This window comes from Synechococcus sp. BS56D (assembly GCF_004332405.1).
Classification (GTDB): Bacteria; Cyanobacteriota; Cyanobacteriia; order PCC-6307; family Cyanobiaceae; genus Synechococcus_C.
Genome location: NZ_PHQU01000001.1, coordinates 406,772 through 422,386 on the forward strand (window position 1 = coordinate 406,772; position 15,615 = coordinate 422,386).

The window sequence follows — 15,615 nt, forward strand, 5'->3', positions numbered from 1 at the left end:
TTTTGCCTGATACACCCCCGATTCCCTGATCCCCTTCTTCCCACGACTACAGCCATGAAGAACCGCCTCCTCTTCCTCGGCCCCCCCGGCGCCGGCAAGGGAACCCAGGCCGCACGCCTCTGCGCAAGCCACGGCATGAAGCACCTCTCCACCGGAGATCTGCTCCGTTCCGAGGTAGCCGCCGGCAGCGACCTGGGCAAGGAAGCCGAAGCGGTCATGAACAGGGGAGAACTGGTCAGCGACACCCTGGTGCTCGCCATCGTCAAGGCCCAGCTCGGCAGCCTGGATGGCGGGGGCTGGCTGCTTGACGGTTTTCCTCGCACCGTTGTTCAGGCCGAGGCCCTGGCACCACTGCTCGACGGACTCAAGCAACCCCTCGAAGCCGTCGTGCTTCTGGAGCTTGATGACGCGGTGCTCATTGAACGAATGCTCGCCCGCGGCCGCGCTGACGACACTGAAGACGTGATCCGCCACAGACTCGAGGTCTATCGAGAGAAGACCGCTCCACTGATTGATCACTACCGCCAGCAGGGCTTACTGCTCTCAGTCGAGGCCCAGGGCAGCGTCGAGGCGATCACCGAGCGGATCGAACAGGCGCTTCAAGGGTCTTGATAGACCCGCTGTGATAGGTTAGCTGTTTGGAATTTTGGAGAGCCACACCCCATGAAGGTGCGCGCCTCGGTCAAGAAAATGTGCGACAAGTGCCGTGTGATTCGCCGCCACGGCCGGGTCATGGTCATCTGCACCAACCCCAAGCACAAGCAGCGCCAGGGCTGATCCCCAGCTGCCGGACCTGAGGTTTAGCTCTGACAGCAGAGCCCCCTCAGGTCATCGCCTCAACTGCCGACACCGTCGGCCCCCGTCCCCCCTTCGATTGATTGCTCAGTGGCAAGGATTGCTGGCGTCGACATTCCCCGCGACAAGCGGATCGAAGTCGCCCTCACCTACATCTATGGAATCGGCCCCACCCGGGCCCGGACCATCCTGTCCAAGACCGGTGTCAACCCTGACATCCGCGTCAAGGATCTGGAGGATGGCGATGTGCAGAAACTGCGCGGCGCCACCGAGGCCTACACAATCGAAGGTGATCTGAGGCGTCAGGAGGGCATGGCCCTTAAGCGCCTGCAGGACATCGGCTGCGTCCGTGGCCGTCGCCACCGCATGAGTCTTCCTGTGCGCGGCCAGCGCACTCGCACGAATGCCCGCACCCGCCGTGGCGCGCGCAAAACCGTCGCTGGCAAGAAGAAGTAAGGCGAAGCCGCTGACGCCCGTCGTCAACGAACGCCCGCCCCTGACATCTCCCCCTATTCGCCTCCAGGCCCCAGCCCATGGCCAAACCCGCCAAAAAATCAGGCCCCAAGAAGGCCAAGCGCAACGTCCCGAACGGCGTTGCACACATCCAAAGCACCTTCAACAACACGATCGTTTCGATCACCGACACCACCGGCGAGGTCATCTCCTGGTCGTCGGCTGGAGCGAGCGGTTTCAAAGGCGCGCGCAAGGGCACACCTTTTGCAGCGCAGACCGCTGCCGAAGCAGCCGCCCGCCGTGCTCTCGAGCAGGGCATGCGTCAGATCGAGGTGCTGGTGCGTGGCCCCGGTTCAGGCCGTGAAACCGCCATCCGTGCCCTCCAAGTGGCCGGACTGGAGATCACCCTGATCCGCGATGTCACGCCGCTTCCCCACAACGGCTGCCGCCGTTCCAAGCGCCGTCGCGTCTGAGCGACGTTCCGCCCCCAGGTTTCCTTCCCTCCTCCCCGCTACAGACCGTGCTGCAATACCAGATCGACCGTATCGAGCATCAGATCGCTGATGATCGCGCTCAGACCGGTGTATTTCTCATCGGTCCCCTGGAGCGTGGCCAGGCAACCACCCTCGGCAATGCCCTGCGTCGGGTGTTGATGGGAGGCCTGGAAGGCAGCGCCGTCACCGCGGTACGCATTGCCGGCGTCAACCATGAATACGCCACCGTTCCCGGAGTTCGAGAGGACGTTCTCGACATCCTCCTGAACTGCAAACAGCTGAGCGTCAACAGCCGCACCAGCGAGCTGGAAATCGGTCGGCTTGTTGTCTCTGGTCCCGCTGAAGTGAAAGCCCGTGACCTGCAGTTTTCCTCCCAGGTGCAGGTGGTGGATCCGGAGCGACCGATCGCAACGGTGAGTGATGGTCACAGCCTCGAGCTGGAAGTCCATGTGGAGCGCGGCATCGGCTATCGCCCCGTTGACCGCCACAACGAAGACACCAGTGCCATCGATCTGCTTCAGATCGACGCCGTGTTCATGCCCGTACAACGGGTGAACTTCAGCATCGACGAAACGGCCGTTGCCGAAGGTGGATCTGCTCGTGAGCGGGTGCGCATGGAGGTGGTCACCGACGGTTCGATCACTCCCGATGACGCCATTGCTCAGGCGGCTAACCAGCTGATCGAACTCTTCCAGCCTCTGGCCACGGTCACGATGGTGGAGGAGCCCGGACTCGAGCCCGAGCCATCCGCAGAGGCCCAGATCCCCCTCGAGGAACTCAACCTCTCGGTTCGGGCCTACAACTGCCTGAAGCGTGCCCAGGTCAATTCCGTCTCCGATCTCATGGGCTTCAGCTACGAAGACCTGCTTGAGATCAAGAACTTCGGCTCCAAGTCAGCCGATGAGGTGATCGAAGCCCTCGAGCGCATCGGCATCTCGATCCCCCAGAGCCGCACCAGCGCCTGATTCCATCCGTTCGTCCCACCTCCGCACCTGAACCATGCGTCACCAATGTCGAGTTCCCCAGCTGGGTCGTCCGGCTGACCAGCGCAAGGCCATGCTCCGTGGCCTCACCACCCAGCTGATTCGTGAGGGTCGTGTGACCACCACCAAGGCCCGTGCCAAAGCCCTGCGTGATGAGGCCGAGCGCATGATCACGCTGGCCAAGGACGGCAGCCTCGCAGCCCGCCGCCGCGCCATCGGCTACATCTTTGACAAGCAACTCGTTCATGCCCTGTTCGACAAGGCTCAGGATCGCTACGGCGACCGGAACGGGGGCTACACCCGAATCACCCGCACGGTGCCCCGTCGTGGTGACAACGCCGAGATGGCGATCATCGAATTGGTCTGATCCAGACATCAGCGCTGATCTCCGAACCCTCGACTGTCGAACCCTCGTCTGTCTCTGACGGCCCCATCCGGAAACGGATCGCCATCAGTGTGCAGTACGAGGGTTCCCTGTTTTGTGGATGGCAGCGGCAACGCCAAGGCACCAGCGTGCAAGGGGTCCTGGAGAACGCGATCGCTGAGCTGGATCCCTTCCGCCCGATCCAGGCCGTTGCTGCCGGTCGTACCGATGCAGGAGTTCACGCCGCTGGCCAGGTGGTGCATTTCGACTGCTGCGGACCGATTCCTGCGAGCCGCTGGGCGCCGGCACTCAATGGGCGCCTCCCCAAGAGCATCCGCGTGCGTGAAGCCGTGGAACGCCCTCTGGACTGGCATGCCTGCCACTCAGCCACCTACCGGCGCTATCGCTACACGATCTACAACGGGCGCCGTCCGAACCTGTTCCTCAGCCCCTGGACGTGGCACCGCTACCAGCTGCGCCTCGACGAGAGCGCGATGGCCCAGGCGTTGGAGGGAATGCTGGGACTGCATGACTTTTCAGCCTTCATGCGTGCCGGCAGCCGCCGCGCCCATGCCCGCACCACGATTCAGGATGTGAACCTGGAACGGCAAGGGGACCTGGTGGTCATGGACATCCAGGCCAGTGGGTTTCTCTATGGAATGGTGCGACTGCTCACCGCACAACTCGTGGCAGTGGGAGAACATCGACTCAGCCCTTCCGCCTTCGAACAACGCTGGCGGGAACGGCGTCGCCACGAAGTCAAAGAGGCCGCGCCATCCCAGGGCCTCTGCCTGCTGCGAGCTGGCTATGCCGAGGCAATCTTCAGTGAGGGTGGGTGGTACGATTGCCAACCGCGGTATTTTCTGGCATCGAGCGATCCGCCACCGGATCCTCCTTCCATGCCAGAACGCCACTGAACCATTCCGGAAGCAGTGTTCGTTCGCTGCACCGGCCAGGACGGCCCGCCACCTCATCAGCAATCAGCCCTGTTCCAGGGAGGAATCCACGACGAGGTAAGCTCTTTGTTTGAGCTCGGATCAGAGGGCGGTGACGCTATCTGATCCCATCTGCCCAGCTCCGCCAGCTCAGGTGGGGCATACCCGAACCGGCATGCCGGCGTGATGAACAAGACATCCGTTCCCTCCATCGATTCGATCGAACGCCAGTGGTATCTGGTGGACGCTGAGAATCAGACCCTCGGCCGACTCGCCACCGAGGTGGCATCTGTCCTGCGCGGCAAGACCAAGGCCTGCTACACCCCACACCTCGACACTGGCGATTTTGTGGTCGTCATCAATGCCGACAAGGTGCGTGTCAGCGGTAACAAGCCCCAGCAGAAGCTGTATCGCCGTCACTCCGGACGTCCGGGCGGCATGAAGGTTGAAACCTTCGCTCACCTGCAGGAGCGCCTGCCTGAGCGCATCGTGGAGAAAGCCATCAAGGGCATGCTTCCCCACAACGCTCTGGGCCGCCAGCTGTTCCGCAAGCTCAAGGTTTACAAAGGCAGCGAGCATCCCCATGCCGCTCAGCAGCCCAAGCCCCTCGCGCTCGATCCCGCCGCTTCCGCCCAATGAGCACTTCTAATTCCGTCGTCTACTGGGGCACTGGTCGCCGCAAGACCTCCGTGGCCCGCGTCCGCCTCGTCCCCGGCAACGGCACGATCACCATCAATGGTCGCCCGGGTGACAATTATCTGAATTACAACCCGGCCTACATCGCCGCCGTCAAGGCTCCTCTGCAGACCCTCGGCCTCACCGCCGAATATGACGTGCTGGTGAATGTCCGTGGTGGTGGCCTCACCGGTCAGGCCGACGCCATCAAGCAGGGTGCAGCCCGAGCCCTCTGCGAGCTGTCGGCAGACAACCGCAAACCCCTCAAAGTTGAGGGTCACCTCAGCCGCGACCCCCGTGCCAAGGAACGTCGCAAGTACGGCCTCAAGAAAGCCCGCAAGGCTCCTCAGTTCTCCAAGCGCTGATCCCTGTCATGCCCAAGCCCGAGATTCATCCCACCTGGTATCCCGACGCCAAGGTGATCTGCAATGGAGAGGTGGTCATGACCACTGGCTCCACCCAGCCGGAGATTCACGTCGACGTCTGGAGCGGCAATCATCCGTTCTTCACCGGAACCCAGAAGATCCTCGACACCGAGGGCCGTGTGGACCGCTTCATGCGCAAATACGGCATGGGTGGCGCCGGACAGGCTGCTGGCGAAAAGAAAGCCGCTGACAGCTCCAAATCCGATGCTGCCAGCAAGGACGAAGCTGCTGCCGACGCCTGAACAAGGCCTCCCTGTCCAGGGTCTGATGACACCTGCATTCACCACCCCCGGCCCCGGACAAGCGTCTGAGGTCGGGGGTCTTTTGATCACCGCCTGCCTGAGGGGATGGACAGCTCAACCCTGATCAGCCGCTTGGAAGCCGCCAGCACCAGCTTCCGAACCCTGGAGCGTCAGCTGGCGGATCCAGATGTGGCTGCAGATCCCAAACGCCTGGAGACGATCGCCAGGGAGCGCGCGCGACTGGAACCCCTGGTGCAGGATTACGCGAGCCTGAATCAGATCGAGGCGGAGCTCGATCAGACCCGTGCACTCCTGCGGGACAGCCGCGGCGATACCGCCATGGAGGAGCTCGCTCAGCAGGAGCTGCAGGCCCTCCAGGACCGCCATGACGAGCTGGTCAGACGGGTCACCCTGGCGTTGCTTCCCCGCGATCCACGGGATGAGCGCAGCGTGATGCTGGAGATTCGCGCCGGTGCCGGCGGCGATGAGGCCTGCCTCTGGGCAGGCGATCTGGCTCGGATGTATGAGCGCTATGGCAGCCGCCGGCAGTGGACCGTGCAACCGGTCAGCGCCAACATCGCCGATCTCGGCGGCTATCGGGAACTCATCCTCTCGGTCAAGGGGGATGCGGTGTTCAGCCAGCTGAAATTCGAAGCTGGGGTCCATCGCGTGCAGCGGGTGCCCGCCACCGAATCCCAGGGCCGTGTCCACACGTCCACCGCCACTGTGGCCGTGATGCCAGAAGCGGACCCGGTGGAGGTGCAGATCGATCCCACCGAACTTGAGATCAGCACAGCGCGCTCAGGCGGAGCCGGCGGCCAGAACGTCAACAAGGTGGAAACGGCCGTGGACCTGCTCCATAAACCGACTGGGATCCGGGTGTTCTGCACCCAGGAGCGCTCCCAGCTTCAGAACAGGGAACGGGCCATGGAGATCCTGCGCGCCAAGCTTTATGAGCGACAGCTGGCGGAAGCGAACGCAAAGGAGAGCTCAGCCCGCAGGGCTCAGGTGGGGACAGGCGATCGCAGCGAAAAAATTCGCACCTACAACGCCAAGGACAACCGAGTGACCGACCACAGGCTTGGGCGCAATTTCAGTCTTGATCCGGTGCTGGAGGGTCAGTTAGAAGACGTGATCGGCGCCTGCATCGCTGAGGAACAGCGCGCCAAGCTCGAGGCCCTCAGTGACGACACGGACGCCTGAGACTCAGGCACCGATCACATATTTGGCCCACTCGCTGCGACGGCCTGAATCAATCTGACGGGTGGCCTCAAAGCTGAGGCTGCTCAAGGGCCGACGCGGCACCCGGCGCAGGGGCATGTTCGCCTCCTGAGGAGTGCGGTTTCCCTTGCGCACATTGCAGCGCAAACAGGCGGTGGTCACGTTCTCCCAGGTGTCGTCCCCACCGCGACTGCGGGGCAGAACATGGTCGATCGAAAGCTGATCGCCACGGCTTCCGCAGTATTGGCAGCAATGGTTGTCGCGCTGAAACAGGTTGCGGCGGGTCAGCGGCAACTGACGGAACGGAACGCGCACGAACTGGCGCAACCGGATGACCGTCGGCACCAGCAGGTCGGCACGCACGCAGTGGTCAGGGTCATGTTCCAGGCCCTCGGCCTTTCCTTTGAGCAACATCACCATGGCCCGACGCCAGGTGGTGATATTCAGCGGCTCGTAGGACGCATTGAGAACGAGAACCTGGCTCATGCCAGCCCCCTGATTAAGAGGCATGCTATCGGCATCCAACCCCTGTCAAGGTGTCCTTCACGACCGAGCCAATGACGCCCCTGCGGGACACGGAAGCGCCCGATCCCCGTCAGAGGGCCTGGCTGGAGGTATCACCAGCGGCCATCGAAGCCAATGCCCGGTCCCTTCGCGGCCTGCTGCTGCCATCCTGCGCGCTGATGGCGGTCGTGAAGGCCGATGGCTATGGCCATGGAGCCGTCACCGTGGCCCGTGCAGCCCTAGTGGGCGGCGCCAGCCAGCTCGGTGTGGCCACGCTGCAGGAAGGGATCGAACTCAGGAAGGCCGGACTGGATCAGCCCGTTCTGGTGCTGGGAAACCTCACCCAACCGGAGGAGCTGCGAGCCTGCCTGCACTGGCAACTGATGCCAACCCTGAGCAGCATGCGCGAAGCGCTGCTCTGCCAAAACCTCGCCAGTGGCAGTGGGCGTCCTTTCCGTGTCCAGCTGAAACTGGATACGGGAATGACGCGCCTGGGTTGCGACTGGGAAGAAGGACCACGGCTGGCAGCGGCGATTGGGCAGCTGGATCAGATCCAACTCAGCGGGGTTTACAGCCACCTGGCCCTCGCCGATGGCGAGCCTGAAGGGGACGGTGACCGGGTCACAGCCCTGCAGCAACAACGGTTTGAAACGGTTCTGCAACACCTGCCCACCGGCGGCCCCTTGCGTCATCTCGCCAACTCGGCCGGGACGCTGCGCAGCCAGGCTCTCCATCACGACCTAGTCCGCGTTGGCCTGGCGCTCTATGGCCATTGCCCAAGCCCGCATCTGGATGGAGCCATAGCCCTGGAGCCGGCCATGGCAGTCAAAGCACGCGTGACGCTGATTCGCCAGGTGTCCGCCGGCGTTGGGGTCAGCTATGGGCATCGCTTCATCACCCAGCGCCCCAGCCGACTGGCCGTGGTGGCGATTGGCTACGCCGATGGCGTGAGCCGAGCGCTCTCGGGTCGGATCGACGCCCTGCACCAGGGTCGGCGTCTACCCCAGGTTGGAGCGATCACCATGGATCAACTGATCCTCGATGCCACCGACCATCCCCAGCTGGAAGCCGGCAGCGTGGTGACCTTGCTGGGCCAAGACGGTGCTGAGAGGATCACCCCCCGTGATTGGAGTGAGCAAAGCGGCTCCATCCCTTGGGAGGTGCTGTGCGGTTTCAAACACCGTCTGCCAAGGGTCGTGATCTGACCTTCTGGGCCCACTCCTTGGTAAGGTGGGCGAGCCGCTGGAGAGGTGGCTGAGTGGTTGAAAGCGGCTCCCTGCTAAGGAGTTACAGGAGGCAACTTCTGTCGAGGGTTCGAATCCCTCCCTCTCCGTTGACTTAATCGATCGCAAACGCTGCGAGCTCTCTTGCCAGAGCAGGAAGCAATGTTGTGTCCTGCGCACGCTCCTGGCCGTCGCTGAACACCACCAAGAGGGACGGTGAGGCATCAGGCAAGCTCCACCAGGCGGCATCGTGACGGGCCTGACTCATCCAGCCGGCCTTGCTCCAGACCCTGCTCTCTGCAGGCAGCCCTTCCCCCAGGAATCCATCCACCTGATTCTCAGGATCGGCGGCCCGTTGGGCCAGATCGAGGGAACGCTCCAGCAGATCGCGTAAACGACGGCTGGCCGGAGGGGACAGCAGCGCATCGGTCATCACAGCCTCCAGCACCCTGGCCGTAGCGGCAGTGCTGAGGGCATTGCGATTGTCATTCATGACCCCGTAGAAGTCACGTTCGCGGCCATAGGGCCCTTCGTTCCAGGTTTTCTGGCAACAGTTGATGCGTTCCAGCTCAGGCCATCCGATCGTCTGCAGCCAGGTGTTGACCAACTGCCGCTGCTGCTGCCATTGGCTCCAGGCCTGCCCCCGCAAGGTGGGGCCGCTGGTGGTAGCCGTGAGCAGATCCACGACCAGACCGGTGGCGTCGTTGCCGGAGTCCACGATCATGTCCCGCAGAGCCCGACGCAATTCGTCGTTGTCCACCAGGAGATCGCGCTGCAGCCAATCCTCAGCCGCCACCGCATAAAACAGCTTCACCACACTGGCGGGATAGAGGAGACGCTGATCCGCCCAGGCCGCTCCGAGGCCAGTGCCGGCAGCCGGAGCCTGCTGGTCGTAGCGCACCCAAGTGATGGCCACCTGCTCAGTGAGTCCAGGCCGGCCCTCCGACTCCAGTCGGCGCAAGAGGGAGGACAGATGCTCCTGCATCGCCGGGTCGGGACGGTAGAACGCCATGAAGCTGGCCGCTGATCCATGCCGACCCTAGGCACCCCACTCGCCCCTGAACTGCTCCAAGCAGGAAGCGTCTGGCAACTGACGCGAAGCGTTAACGGTTACGCCCGTGCTGCGGGCGATGGTCTGGCGACCCAAGCAGCGGCGGGCCGCCGATTCCGGGTGCTGGACAGCCCAGAACAGGCCCACCCTGGGCGCTTGCGCGTTGTGCTGCTGGAGGATGGCTATCCCTGCTGGATGGCGCTGACAGAGATCGTCGGCCAGGCCCGCAGCAGCGCCCCATGGAGACCGACGCTGCTCGATGAGAAGGCGATCGTCCACCGGCTGCCGGCAGTGCTCAGCTGGGTCACCGCTGCTGCGGCCAGGCCGAATGTCTATCTCTGGGGTGGCACGGTCGGGCCAGATCTTGACTGCTCAGGGTTGGTGCAAACGGCCTTTGCAAGCGCCGGAATTTGGCTGCCACGGGACGCCTATCAGCAGGAGCGGTTCTGCATGCCAGTCGCCGTGCGCCCCGGGGATGACAGGCTGCTGCGCCCCGGGGACCTGCTGTTCTTCGGCACACCTCAGCGCTGCACCCATGTGGGCATTCATAGGGGTGGAGGCCATTACTGGCACAGCTCAGGACAGCAACATGGCCGCAACGGAATCGGCAGCGACTGCATTCATCCCCGTGATCAGCACCCGGTCGCCTGCCATTACCGAGCGGAACTGCGCGGGGCCGGCCGCGTGCATCGCTGCCACGACGGAACCTCATTGCCGTAACAGCCCCAACGATCACAGGCTCGGCCGTAGCAGCCTCTGCCCTAGCAGCCCGATCTAGGTTGCCCCCATCGAACCGCACCGGGATGTCCCTCAGCGCCGCACCCTCAGCCACTGCCCTCGATGCGGGCGAGGCTCCGCTCGATCTCTCGGTGGTGGTGCCTCTCTACAACGAAGAGGAAAGCCTGCCCGAGCTGGTGGAGCAGCTGCTCACGGCCCTACGCCCCACAGGCGAGCGCTTCGAGCTGGTGCTGGTCAACGATGGATCCAGCGATGGCACGGCCCAGGTTCTGGAGGATCTGAGCCTGGAGATTCCAGAGCTTGTGGGGGTGCTGCTGCGCAAGAACTATGGCCAAACCGCAGCGATGGCAGCCGGCTTCGACGTGGCACGCGGCGAAGTGATCGTGAGTCTGGATGGTGATCTCCAGAACGATCCCGCCGATATCCCGCTGCTGCTCGCCACCCTGCGCGAGGGCTTCGACCTGGTGAGCGGCTGGCGGCATCAGCGCCAAGATGCAGCACTGCAACGCAAGCTGCCCTCGAAAATCGCCAATCGCCTGATCGGGCGGGTCACAGGCGTGCGCCTGCATGACTACGGCTGCTCACTCAAGGCCTATCGCCGCGAAGTGCTCAGCGACATGCGTCTCTATGGCGAGCTGCACCGCTTCCTGCCCGCCCTGGCCTTCATTGAAGGAGCCCGGATCACAGAGGTGAAGGTCAACCACCGCGCCCGTCAGTACGGAAGCAGCAAATACGGAATCGACCGCACCTTCCGCGTGCTGATGGACCTGCTGACGGTGTGGTTCATGAAGCGATTCCTCACCCGACCGATGTATGTCTTCGGCTTCGGTGGCCTGGTGGCGATCGCCGCCAGCCTTGTGGCCAGCGCCTACCTTCTGGCCATCAAGCTGATGGGTGCGGACATTGGCAACCGCCCCCTGCTCACCCTCGCGGTGGTGCTGGGGCTCACGGGCGTGCAGCTGTTCTGCTTCGGCCTGCTGGCAGAGCTACTGATCCGCACGTATCACGAAAGCCAGGGTCGGCCGATCTATCGCATCCGGGCCACGTTGCGCGGCGGGCGCGCCAGCTGAACGCTGCGGCGCCCTGGAGCGCCGCGGTGGCGCTCCATCGCCGCTGCAGCCGCTTCCACGATGCGTGGATCTGGATCGCGAAGCCCTCGCCGCAACACAGGCAGTCCTGCACTGTGCCCCCACAGGGCCGCAAGGCGCACCGCCTCCAACCGCTGCTCCGGGTCACCGGAAATCAGGCGGCGTAGCTCGGTTTCCAGGGTCAGACGTTCCGCCGTTGTGGATGGCGGCGACCAAGGCTCACCATCGAGGCCCACCGGCGCCAGCTCAGCCTGCGCCTGTTGCACAAGCTCCACCTGAGCGCGATTAAGGGCGGCAACGGCAGCCGCGTCGGTGCTTCGCAACAGGGTCTTGCGGGGCCGACGGCCCATTCCCCAGAGCAGAAGCGCGAGAACGATGGCAGCGCCACCAGCAAAGAACTGAGACATCGGGGGATTGAACTTTTATGTCGCCGCGAAAGCCGGCGGCGGGCGCTAAGAAAAGCGATCCCTACAGTAACGGCGGACCTTTTTGGCTTAGGCCGTCGCCATGACTGGAGATTTCGTCGCCGCCTGGATGCCCTCCGTGTTCGTGCCCCTGGTGGGAATCATGGGCCCGGCTGTGGCCATGGCACTGCTCTTCAACGTGATCGAAGCTCGCGACTGAGTCGCACCGCTCGCTTCCCAAACCGTCATTCCGATTCCTCCCATGACTGTGACCCCCGTCGCCGATCCCACCGTCGGCAACCTGGCCACCCCGGTGAACAGCAGCTATTTCGCCAAGGCCTTCCTCAACGCGCTGCCCGCCTACCGTCCGGCCCTGTCCCCCAACCGCCGTGGCCTGGAAGTGGGCATGGCCCATGGTTTCTTCCTCTACGGCCCCTTCGCCGTCTGCGGCCCCCTGCGCAACACCGACTACGCCGCCACCGCAGGTCTGCTGGCTGCCATCGGTCTGGTCTCGATCCTGACCGTCTGCCTGTCGATCTACGGCACCGCCGGCAACGGCCCCAATGTGCAGCCTGCCGACGCGACCATCGACAACCCCCCTGCCGATCTGTTCACGAAGGCCGGCTGGGCTGAGTTCGCCAGCGGCTTCTGGCTGGGTGGTTGCGGCGGTGCCGCCTTCGCCTGGTTCCTGGCTGGCACTGCCATCGTTGCCCCCCTGGTCAACATCGCTGGTGGCGTCTGGAGCGTCAGCTAATCAGATCAGTCTGACTTTCCAGTCATCCCTGTTCATTCCTTGATTGCCCCTGATGGAGGTCTTGGCCTCCATCAGGGGCTTTTCGCTGTCAAGATCGTTGCGCTTCTGCAGCAGGTGCTGCCTTGCGGTCCATCTCACAGCCGTTTCTGCGCCGGCCTGTCTTCACGATCGTGTGCAGCCTGTTGGTGTTGCTGGCCGGCCTTGTTGCCCTGGTGGGTCTTGGACTGGAGGATCTCCCCCAGCTTGCCCCCACCCGCGTGAGTGTCAGCGCCACCTTCCCAGCCGCAGGGCCGGAGGTGGTGGAGCAGAGCGTGACCGCCGTGCTCGAGAAACAGTTCAACGGGCTAGAGGGTCTCGAGAGCATGAGCTCCAGCAGTCGCCAAGGAGGCGCAAGCATCTCTCTGCGCTTTGAAGGGGGAGACCCGGAGCTCAATGCGATCAAGGTTCAGAACGAGGTCAACCTGGCGAATCGCCGACTGCCGCAGGCCGTGACCCGCCAGGGGCTCAACGTGCGCAGATCGTCGGATGACATCCTGCTGATCCTTGGCTTCAGTGCCCCCAAAGATCTTTATGCCCCCACCTTCGTAGGGGGCTGGCTGGACCAGACCCTGCGTGAGTCGCTGCGCAGCACGCCGGGAGTTGGCGATATCCGGGTCTTCGGTAGCAGCGAACTGGCCTTCCGCCTGTGGCTGAACCCCGCACAGCTCGAGCAATACAACCTCACGAGCAACGACATCACCGAAGCCCTGGCCGAGCAAAACGTGCTGGCCGCCCTGGGCAGCCTGGGCGAGGCGCCGGCTCCTGCCGGCCAGATGTTGAGCCTTCCGGTGGATGCGGAAGGCCGACTACTCAGCAAGGCTGACTTCGAGGCCATGGTCGTGAAACGCACCGCCGCCGGTGGGCTCGTGCGACTGAAGGATGTGGGCCGGGTGGAACTCGGCAAAGAGAATTACGGAAGCAGCGCCATGAATCTCCAGGGGGAGAGTGCCGTGGCTGTGGGGATCTATCAGCGCGACGGTGCCAATGCTCTTGAGGTGAGCCGAGCGGTGCAAACCGAGCTGACCCGTTTGCAGGAGAACTTCCCCCCAGGGCTCAGCATGCAGGTGATCGTGGATGTGGCCGAGACGGTTCAGGCCAACCTCGACCGCACCACCGACACCCTGAGGGATGCGGTGCTGCTGGTGCTGGTGGTGTTGGTGCTGTTTCTTGGCCGCTGGCGTCTAGCGATGATCCCTGGGATCGCCGTGCCGGTGGCCCTGGTTGGCAGTTTGGTGATCGTGAAACTGAGCGGTTCCAACCTCAACAGCCTGATCCTCTTTGGCCTGGTGCTGGCCACAGGCATCGTGGTCGATGACGCGATCGTGGTGAGTGAAGACATCGCTGGTCGCATTGAGCGAGGCGCAGAACCACAGGGGGCTGCAGAAGATGCGATGGCAGAACTTGCCGGTGCTGTGATCGCCACCTCGCTGGTGTTGGCGGCCGTTTTCGTGCCGGTGCTGCTGATTCCTGGCTCCATCGGCCGCCTCTATCAGCCGATTGCATTGGCGATTAGTGGCGCGATCCTGTTCTCCACTTTCAATGCACTCACCTTCACCCCGATGGCCTGCGCCAGGGTGCTCGGCCCCGGTGGCGGCCGACTGCCCGGTCCGATTAAACGGCTCAGCGCCAGCCTGCGTGGAGGGATGAGCAACCTGCAGGAGCGCTATGGACGCCTGTTGGCAATCTGGCTCCCCCGGGGACGCATGGTGATCGCCCTGCTGCTGGCGGGCCTGATGATCACAGGGATTGGGCTGGCGACGATGCCCACCGCCTTCATCCCCGATGAAGATCAGGGTCAGGTGCGTGGCTACTTCACCCTCCCAGACGGAGCCAGCCTGGAGCGCACCGAAGCGGTGATGGAACAGATCCGACAGGTGGTGGCTGGCGAGCCGCTGATTCGCACCGGCAACTTCTACGCGGGACGATCCTTCGGACAGAGTGGTGAAGACAAGGGATCGTTCTATCTGCGGCTGGTGCCTCTGAAGGATCGACCGGGGGCGGAGAACAGCAGCGAAGCCGTGAAGGAACGCCTGAACAGGGCCCTACGACGGCGCATCAAGGATGCCCGCGTGGTGGTCACCACCCCCCCCACAGTGCGTGGCTTCAGTAGTGAGTCGGGCCTTCAGCTGGAGCTGCTTGATCGCAGCGCCGGCCAGCTCAGCCTGGCGGACTTTGAGGAGCAGGCCCAGCGCTTCATCCGCGCTGCCGAGGCCACTGGAGATTTCGAGCGGGTGAGCACCCGCTTCGATGCCAGCTCACCGCGCTGGCGCCTGGAGATCGACCGCAGCCAGATGGCAGCGCTCGACCTACCCGTTGGGCGGACCCTGCGGGACATCGGCACGGCCATCGGCGGCCGCTACATCGATGACACCTTCGAAGGCGGGCAGATCCGCACGATCTATCTGCAGCTCGATGCAGCCAACCGCCGTGATCCAGGAGATCTCACCAGCCTGATGGTGCGCAATCGCAAAGGAGATCTGGTCTCGGTCGCCAACGTGGCCCAACTCAAGCCGGCCGAAGGTGCCAACAGCATCAACCACTACAACCAGAACCGATCCATCAGCATCACGGCGATTCCAAACGATGGCGTCAGTAGCGGTCAGGCGATCGACCTACTGCAAGACATCAGTGAGCGCACGGGCGGCACCAGTCTTGGCTTGGCATTCACGGGCTTAGCCAAGGAGGAAACCAAGGCAGAAGACGTGTCATGGATCCTCTTCAGCTTGGGGATTCTGGTGGTGTATTTGCTGCTGGCCGGTCTCTACGAAAGCTTCCTCGATCCGTTGATCATCCTGCTCACGGTGCCGATGGCCCTGCTTGGAGCACTGATCGGCCTCAAGCTGCGCGGACTGCCCCTCGATGTTTACGGGCAGATGGGAATGCTGGTGCTGGTGAGCCTGGCTGCCAAGAACGGCATCCTGATCGTGGAATTCGCCAACCAGCGGCTGGAGCAGGGGATGGCTCTGCTTGATGCGATCGAAGGGGCCGCAATCAACCGCATGCGACCGATCCTGCTCACGGCGGTCACCTCTCTGGCGGGCTTCCTGCCACTGCTCCTGGCGAGCGGCACTGGCTCCGCCAGTCGTATCAGCATCGGCACGGTGGTCTTCAGTGGCCTGCTCGTGTCCACCCTGCTCTCCTTGTTTGTTGTGCCGGCGATGTATCTGCTGCTGAAGCGCTGGCGCGGAGTGCGGCAGGAGACTGCTCCGCAGTTGGATGGATGATCC

20 protein-coding genes and 1 tRNA gene are annotated in these 15,615 nt (G+C 63.6%); 18 read left to right on the forward strand and 3 right to left on the reverse strand.

The window, feature by feature from the left end; all coding sequences use genetic code 11:
* Nucleotides 1-54: 54 nt before the first annotated feature.
* From CWE17_RS02360 to prfA, 11 genes are all read left to right on the forward strand, one after another.
* The gene (locus CWE17_RS02360; RefSeq protein ID WP_131454730.1) at nt 55-612 is read left to right on the forward strand and encodes an adenylate kinase; all 558 of its coding nucleotides are present in this window, start codon (nt 55-57) and stop codon (nt 610-612) included.
* A 51-nt stretch (nt 613-663) separates the two neighbouring features.
* Nucleotides 664-777 carry a 50S ribosomal protein L36 gene (gene rpmJ / locus CWE17_RS02365; protein ID WP_006173336.1) on the forward strand — a complete coding sequence of 38 codons (114 nt, stop codon included), beginning with the start codon at nt 664-666 and terminating at the stop codon, nt 775-777.
* A gap of 108 nt (nt 778-885) precedes the next feature.
* Nucleotides 886-1,251 carry a 30S ribosomal protein S13 gene (gene rpsM, locus CWE17_RS02370; RefSeq protein ID WP_131454731.1) on the forward strand — a complete coding sequence of 122 codons (366 nt, stop codon included), beginning with the start codon at nt 886-888 and terminating at the stop codon, nt 1,249-1,251.
* A 77-nt stretch (nt 1,252-1,328) separates the two neighbouring features.
* Entirely contained in the window at nt 1,329-1,721 is a 393-nt protein-coding gene (gene rpsK / locus CWE17_RS02375; RefSeq protein WP_006854807.1) for a 30S ribosomal protein S11, read from the forward strand.
* 47 nt (nt 1,722-1,768) lie between these two features.
* Entirely contained in the window at nt 1,769-2,707 is a 939-nt protein-coding gene (locus CWE17_RS02380) for a DNA-directed RNA polymerase subunit alpha (RefSeq protein ID WP_131454732.1), read from the forward strand.
* A gap of 34 nt (nt 2,708-2,741) precedes the next feature.
* The gene (gene rplQ, locus CWE17_RS02385) at nt 2,742-3,092 is read left to right on the forward strand and encodes a 50S ribosomal protein L17 (RefSeq protein ID WP_131454733.1); all 351 of its coding nucleotides are present in this window, start codon (nt 2,742-2,744) and stop codon (nt 3,090-3,092) included.
* A 14-nt stretch (nt 3,093-3,106) separates the two neighbouring features.
* The gene (gene truA / locus CWE17_RS02390; RefSeq protein WP_370318264.1) at nt 3,107-4,006 is read left to right on the forward strand and encodes a tRNA pseudouridine(38-40) synthase TruA; all 900 of its coding nucleotides are present in this window, start codon (nt 3,107-3,109) and stop codon (nt 4,004-4,006) included.
* A 204-nt stretch (nt 4,007-4,210) separates the two neighbouring features.
* On the forward strand, nt 4,211-4,663 hold the full coding sequence (rplM, locus tag CWE17_RS02395; RefSeq protein WP_131454735.1) for a 50S ribosomal protein L13: 453 nt from the start codon (nt 4,211-4,213) through the stop codon (nt 4,661-4,663).
* On the forward strand, nt 4,660-5,064 hold the full coding sequence (gene rpsI, locus CWE17_RS02400; RefSeq protein ID WP_131454736.1) for a 30S ribosomal protein S9: 405 nt from the start codon (nt 4,660-4,662) through the stop codon (nt 5,062-5,064). The genes rplM and rpsI overlap by 4 nt, the downstream gene beginning before the upstream one ends.
* A gap of 8 nt (nt 5,065-5,072) precedes the next feature.
* Complete coding sequence (gene rpmE / locus CWE17_RS02405; protein ID WP_131454737.1) at nt 5,073-5,366, forward strand: 50S ribosomal protein L31; 294 nt, start codon at nt 5,073-5,075, stop codon at nt 5,364-5,366.
* A 105-nt stretch (nt 5,367-5,471) separates the two neighbouring features.
* Nucleotides 5,472-6,569, forward strand: a complete 1,098-nt coding sequence (gene prfA, locus CWE17_RS02410; protein ID WP_131454738.1) for a peptide chain release factor 1 — start codon at nt 5,472-5,474, stop codon at nt 6,567-6,569.
* 3 nt (nt 6,570-6,572) lie between these two features.
* On the opposite strand, the gene CWE17_RS02415 is transcribed toward prfA, so the two are convergent.
* Entirely contained in the window at nt 6,573-7,073 is a 501-nt protein-coding gene (locus CWE17_RS02415; RefSeq protein ID WP_131454739.1) for an HNH endonuclease, read from the reverse strand.
* A gap of 71 nt (nt 7,074-7,144) precedes the next feature.
* Between CWE17_RS02415 and alr the strand changes: the two genes are divergently transcribed.
* Entirely contained in the window at nt 7,145-8,296 is a 1,152-nt protein-coding gene (gene alr / locus CWE17_RS02420) for an alanine racemase (RefSeq protein ID WP_131454740.1), read from the forward strand.
* Nucleotides 8,297-8,335: 39 nt separating this feature from the next.
* Nucleotides 8,336-8,424 (forward strand) — tRNA-Ser (locus tag CWE17_RS02425).
* A gap of 5 nt (nt 8,425-8,429) precedes the next feature.
* Here the strand turns inward: CWE17_RS02425 and CWE17_RS02430 are convergent.
* Complete coding sequence (locus CWE17_RS02430; protein ID WP_131454741.1) at nt 8,430-9,326, reverse strand: serine hydrolase; 897 nt, start codon at nt 9,324-9,326, stop codon at nt 8,430-8,432.
* 18 nt (nt 9,327-9,344) lie between these two features.
* Here CWE17_RS02430 and CWE17_RS02435 point away from each other — a divergent pair, with 18 nt between their 5' ends.
* Together CWE17_RS02435 and CWE17_RS02440 are read left to right on the forward strand one after the other, a co-directional pair.
* Complete coding sequence (locus CWE17_RS02435; RefSeq protein WP_131454742.1) at nt 9,345-10,085, forward strand: C40 family peptidase; 741 nt, start codon at nt 9,345-9,347, stop codon at nt 10,083-10,085.
* 83 nt (nt 10,086-10,168) lie between these two features.
* Nucleotides 10,169-11,173 (forward strand): glycosyltransferase family 2 protein, encoded by a 1,005-nt coding sequence (locus CWE17_RS02440; protein ID WP_131454743.1) that lies wholly within the window; start codon nt 10,169-10,171, stop codon nt 11,171-11,173.
* Here CWE17_RS02440 and CWE17_RS02445 read toward each other — a convergent pair.
* The gene (locus CWE17_RS02445) at nt 11,131-11,598 is read right to left on the reverse strand and encodes a HEAT repeat domain-containing protein (RefSeq protein ID WP_131454744.1); all 468 of its coding nucleotides are present in this window, start codon (nt 11,596-11,598) and stop codon (nt 11,131-11,133) included. The genes CWE17_RS02440 and CWE17_RS02445 overlap by 43 nt on opposite strands.
* A gap of 100 nt (nt 11,599-11,698) precedes the next feature.
* Here CWE17_RS02445 and CWE17_RS02450 point away from each other — a divergent pair, with 100 nt between their 5' ends.
* The 3 genes from CWE17_RS02450 (at nt 11,699) to CWE17_RS02460 (ending at nt 15,612) form a co-directional block, all read left to right on the forward strand.
* Nucleotides 11,699-11,815, forward strand: coding sequence for a photosystem I reaction center subunit VIII (locus CWE17_RS02450; RefSeq protein ID WP_131454745.1), 117 nt, complete (start codon nt 11,699-11,701; stop codon nt 11,813-11,815).
* 42 nt (nt 11,816-11,857) lie between these two features.
* The gene (locus CWE17_RS02455; RefSeq protein ID WP_131454746.1) at nt 11,858-12,349 is read left to right on the forward strand and encodes a photosystem I reaction center subunit XI; all 492 of its coding nucleotides are present in this window, start codon (nt 11,858-11,860) and stop codon (nt 12,347-12,349) included.
* Nucleotides 12,350-12,471: 122 nt separating this feature from the next.
* Nucleotides 12,472-15,612, forward strand: coding sequence for an efflux RND transporter permease subunit (locus CWE17_RS02460; RefSeq protein WP_131454747.1), 3,141 nt, complete (start codon nt 12,472-12,474; stop codon nt 15,610-15,612).
* Nucleotides 15,613-15,615: the final 3 nt, after the last annotated feature.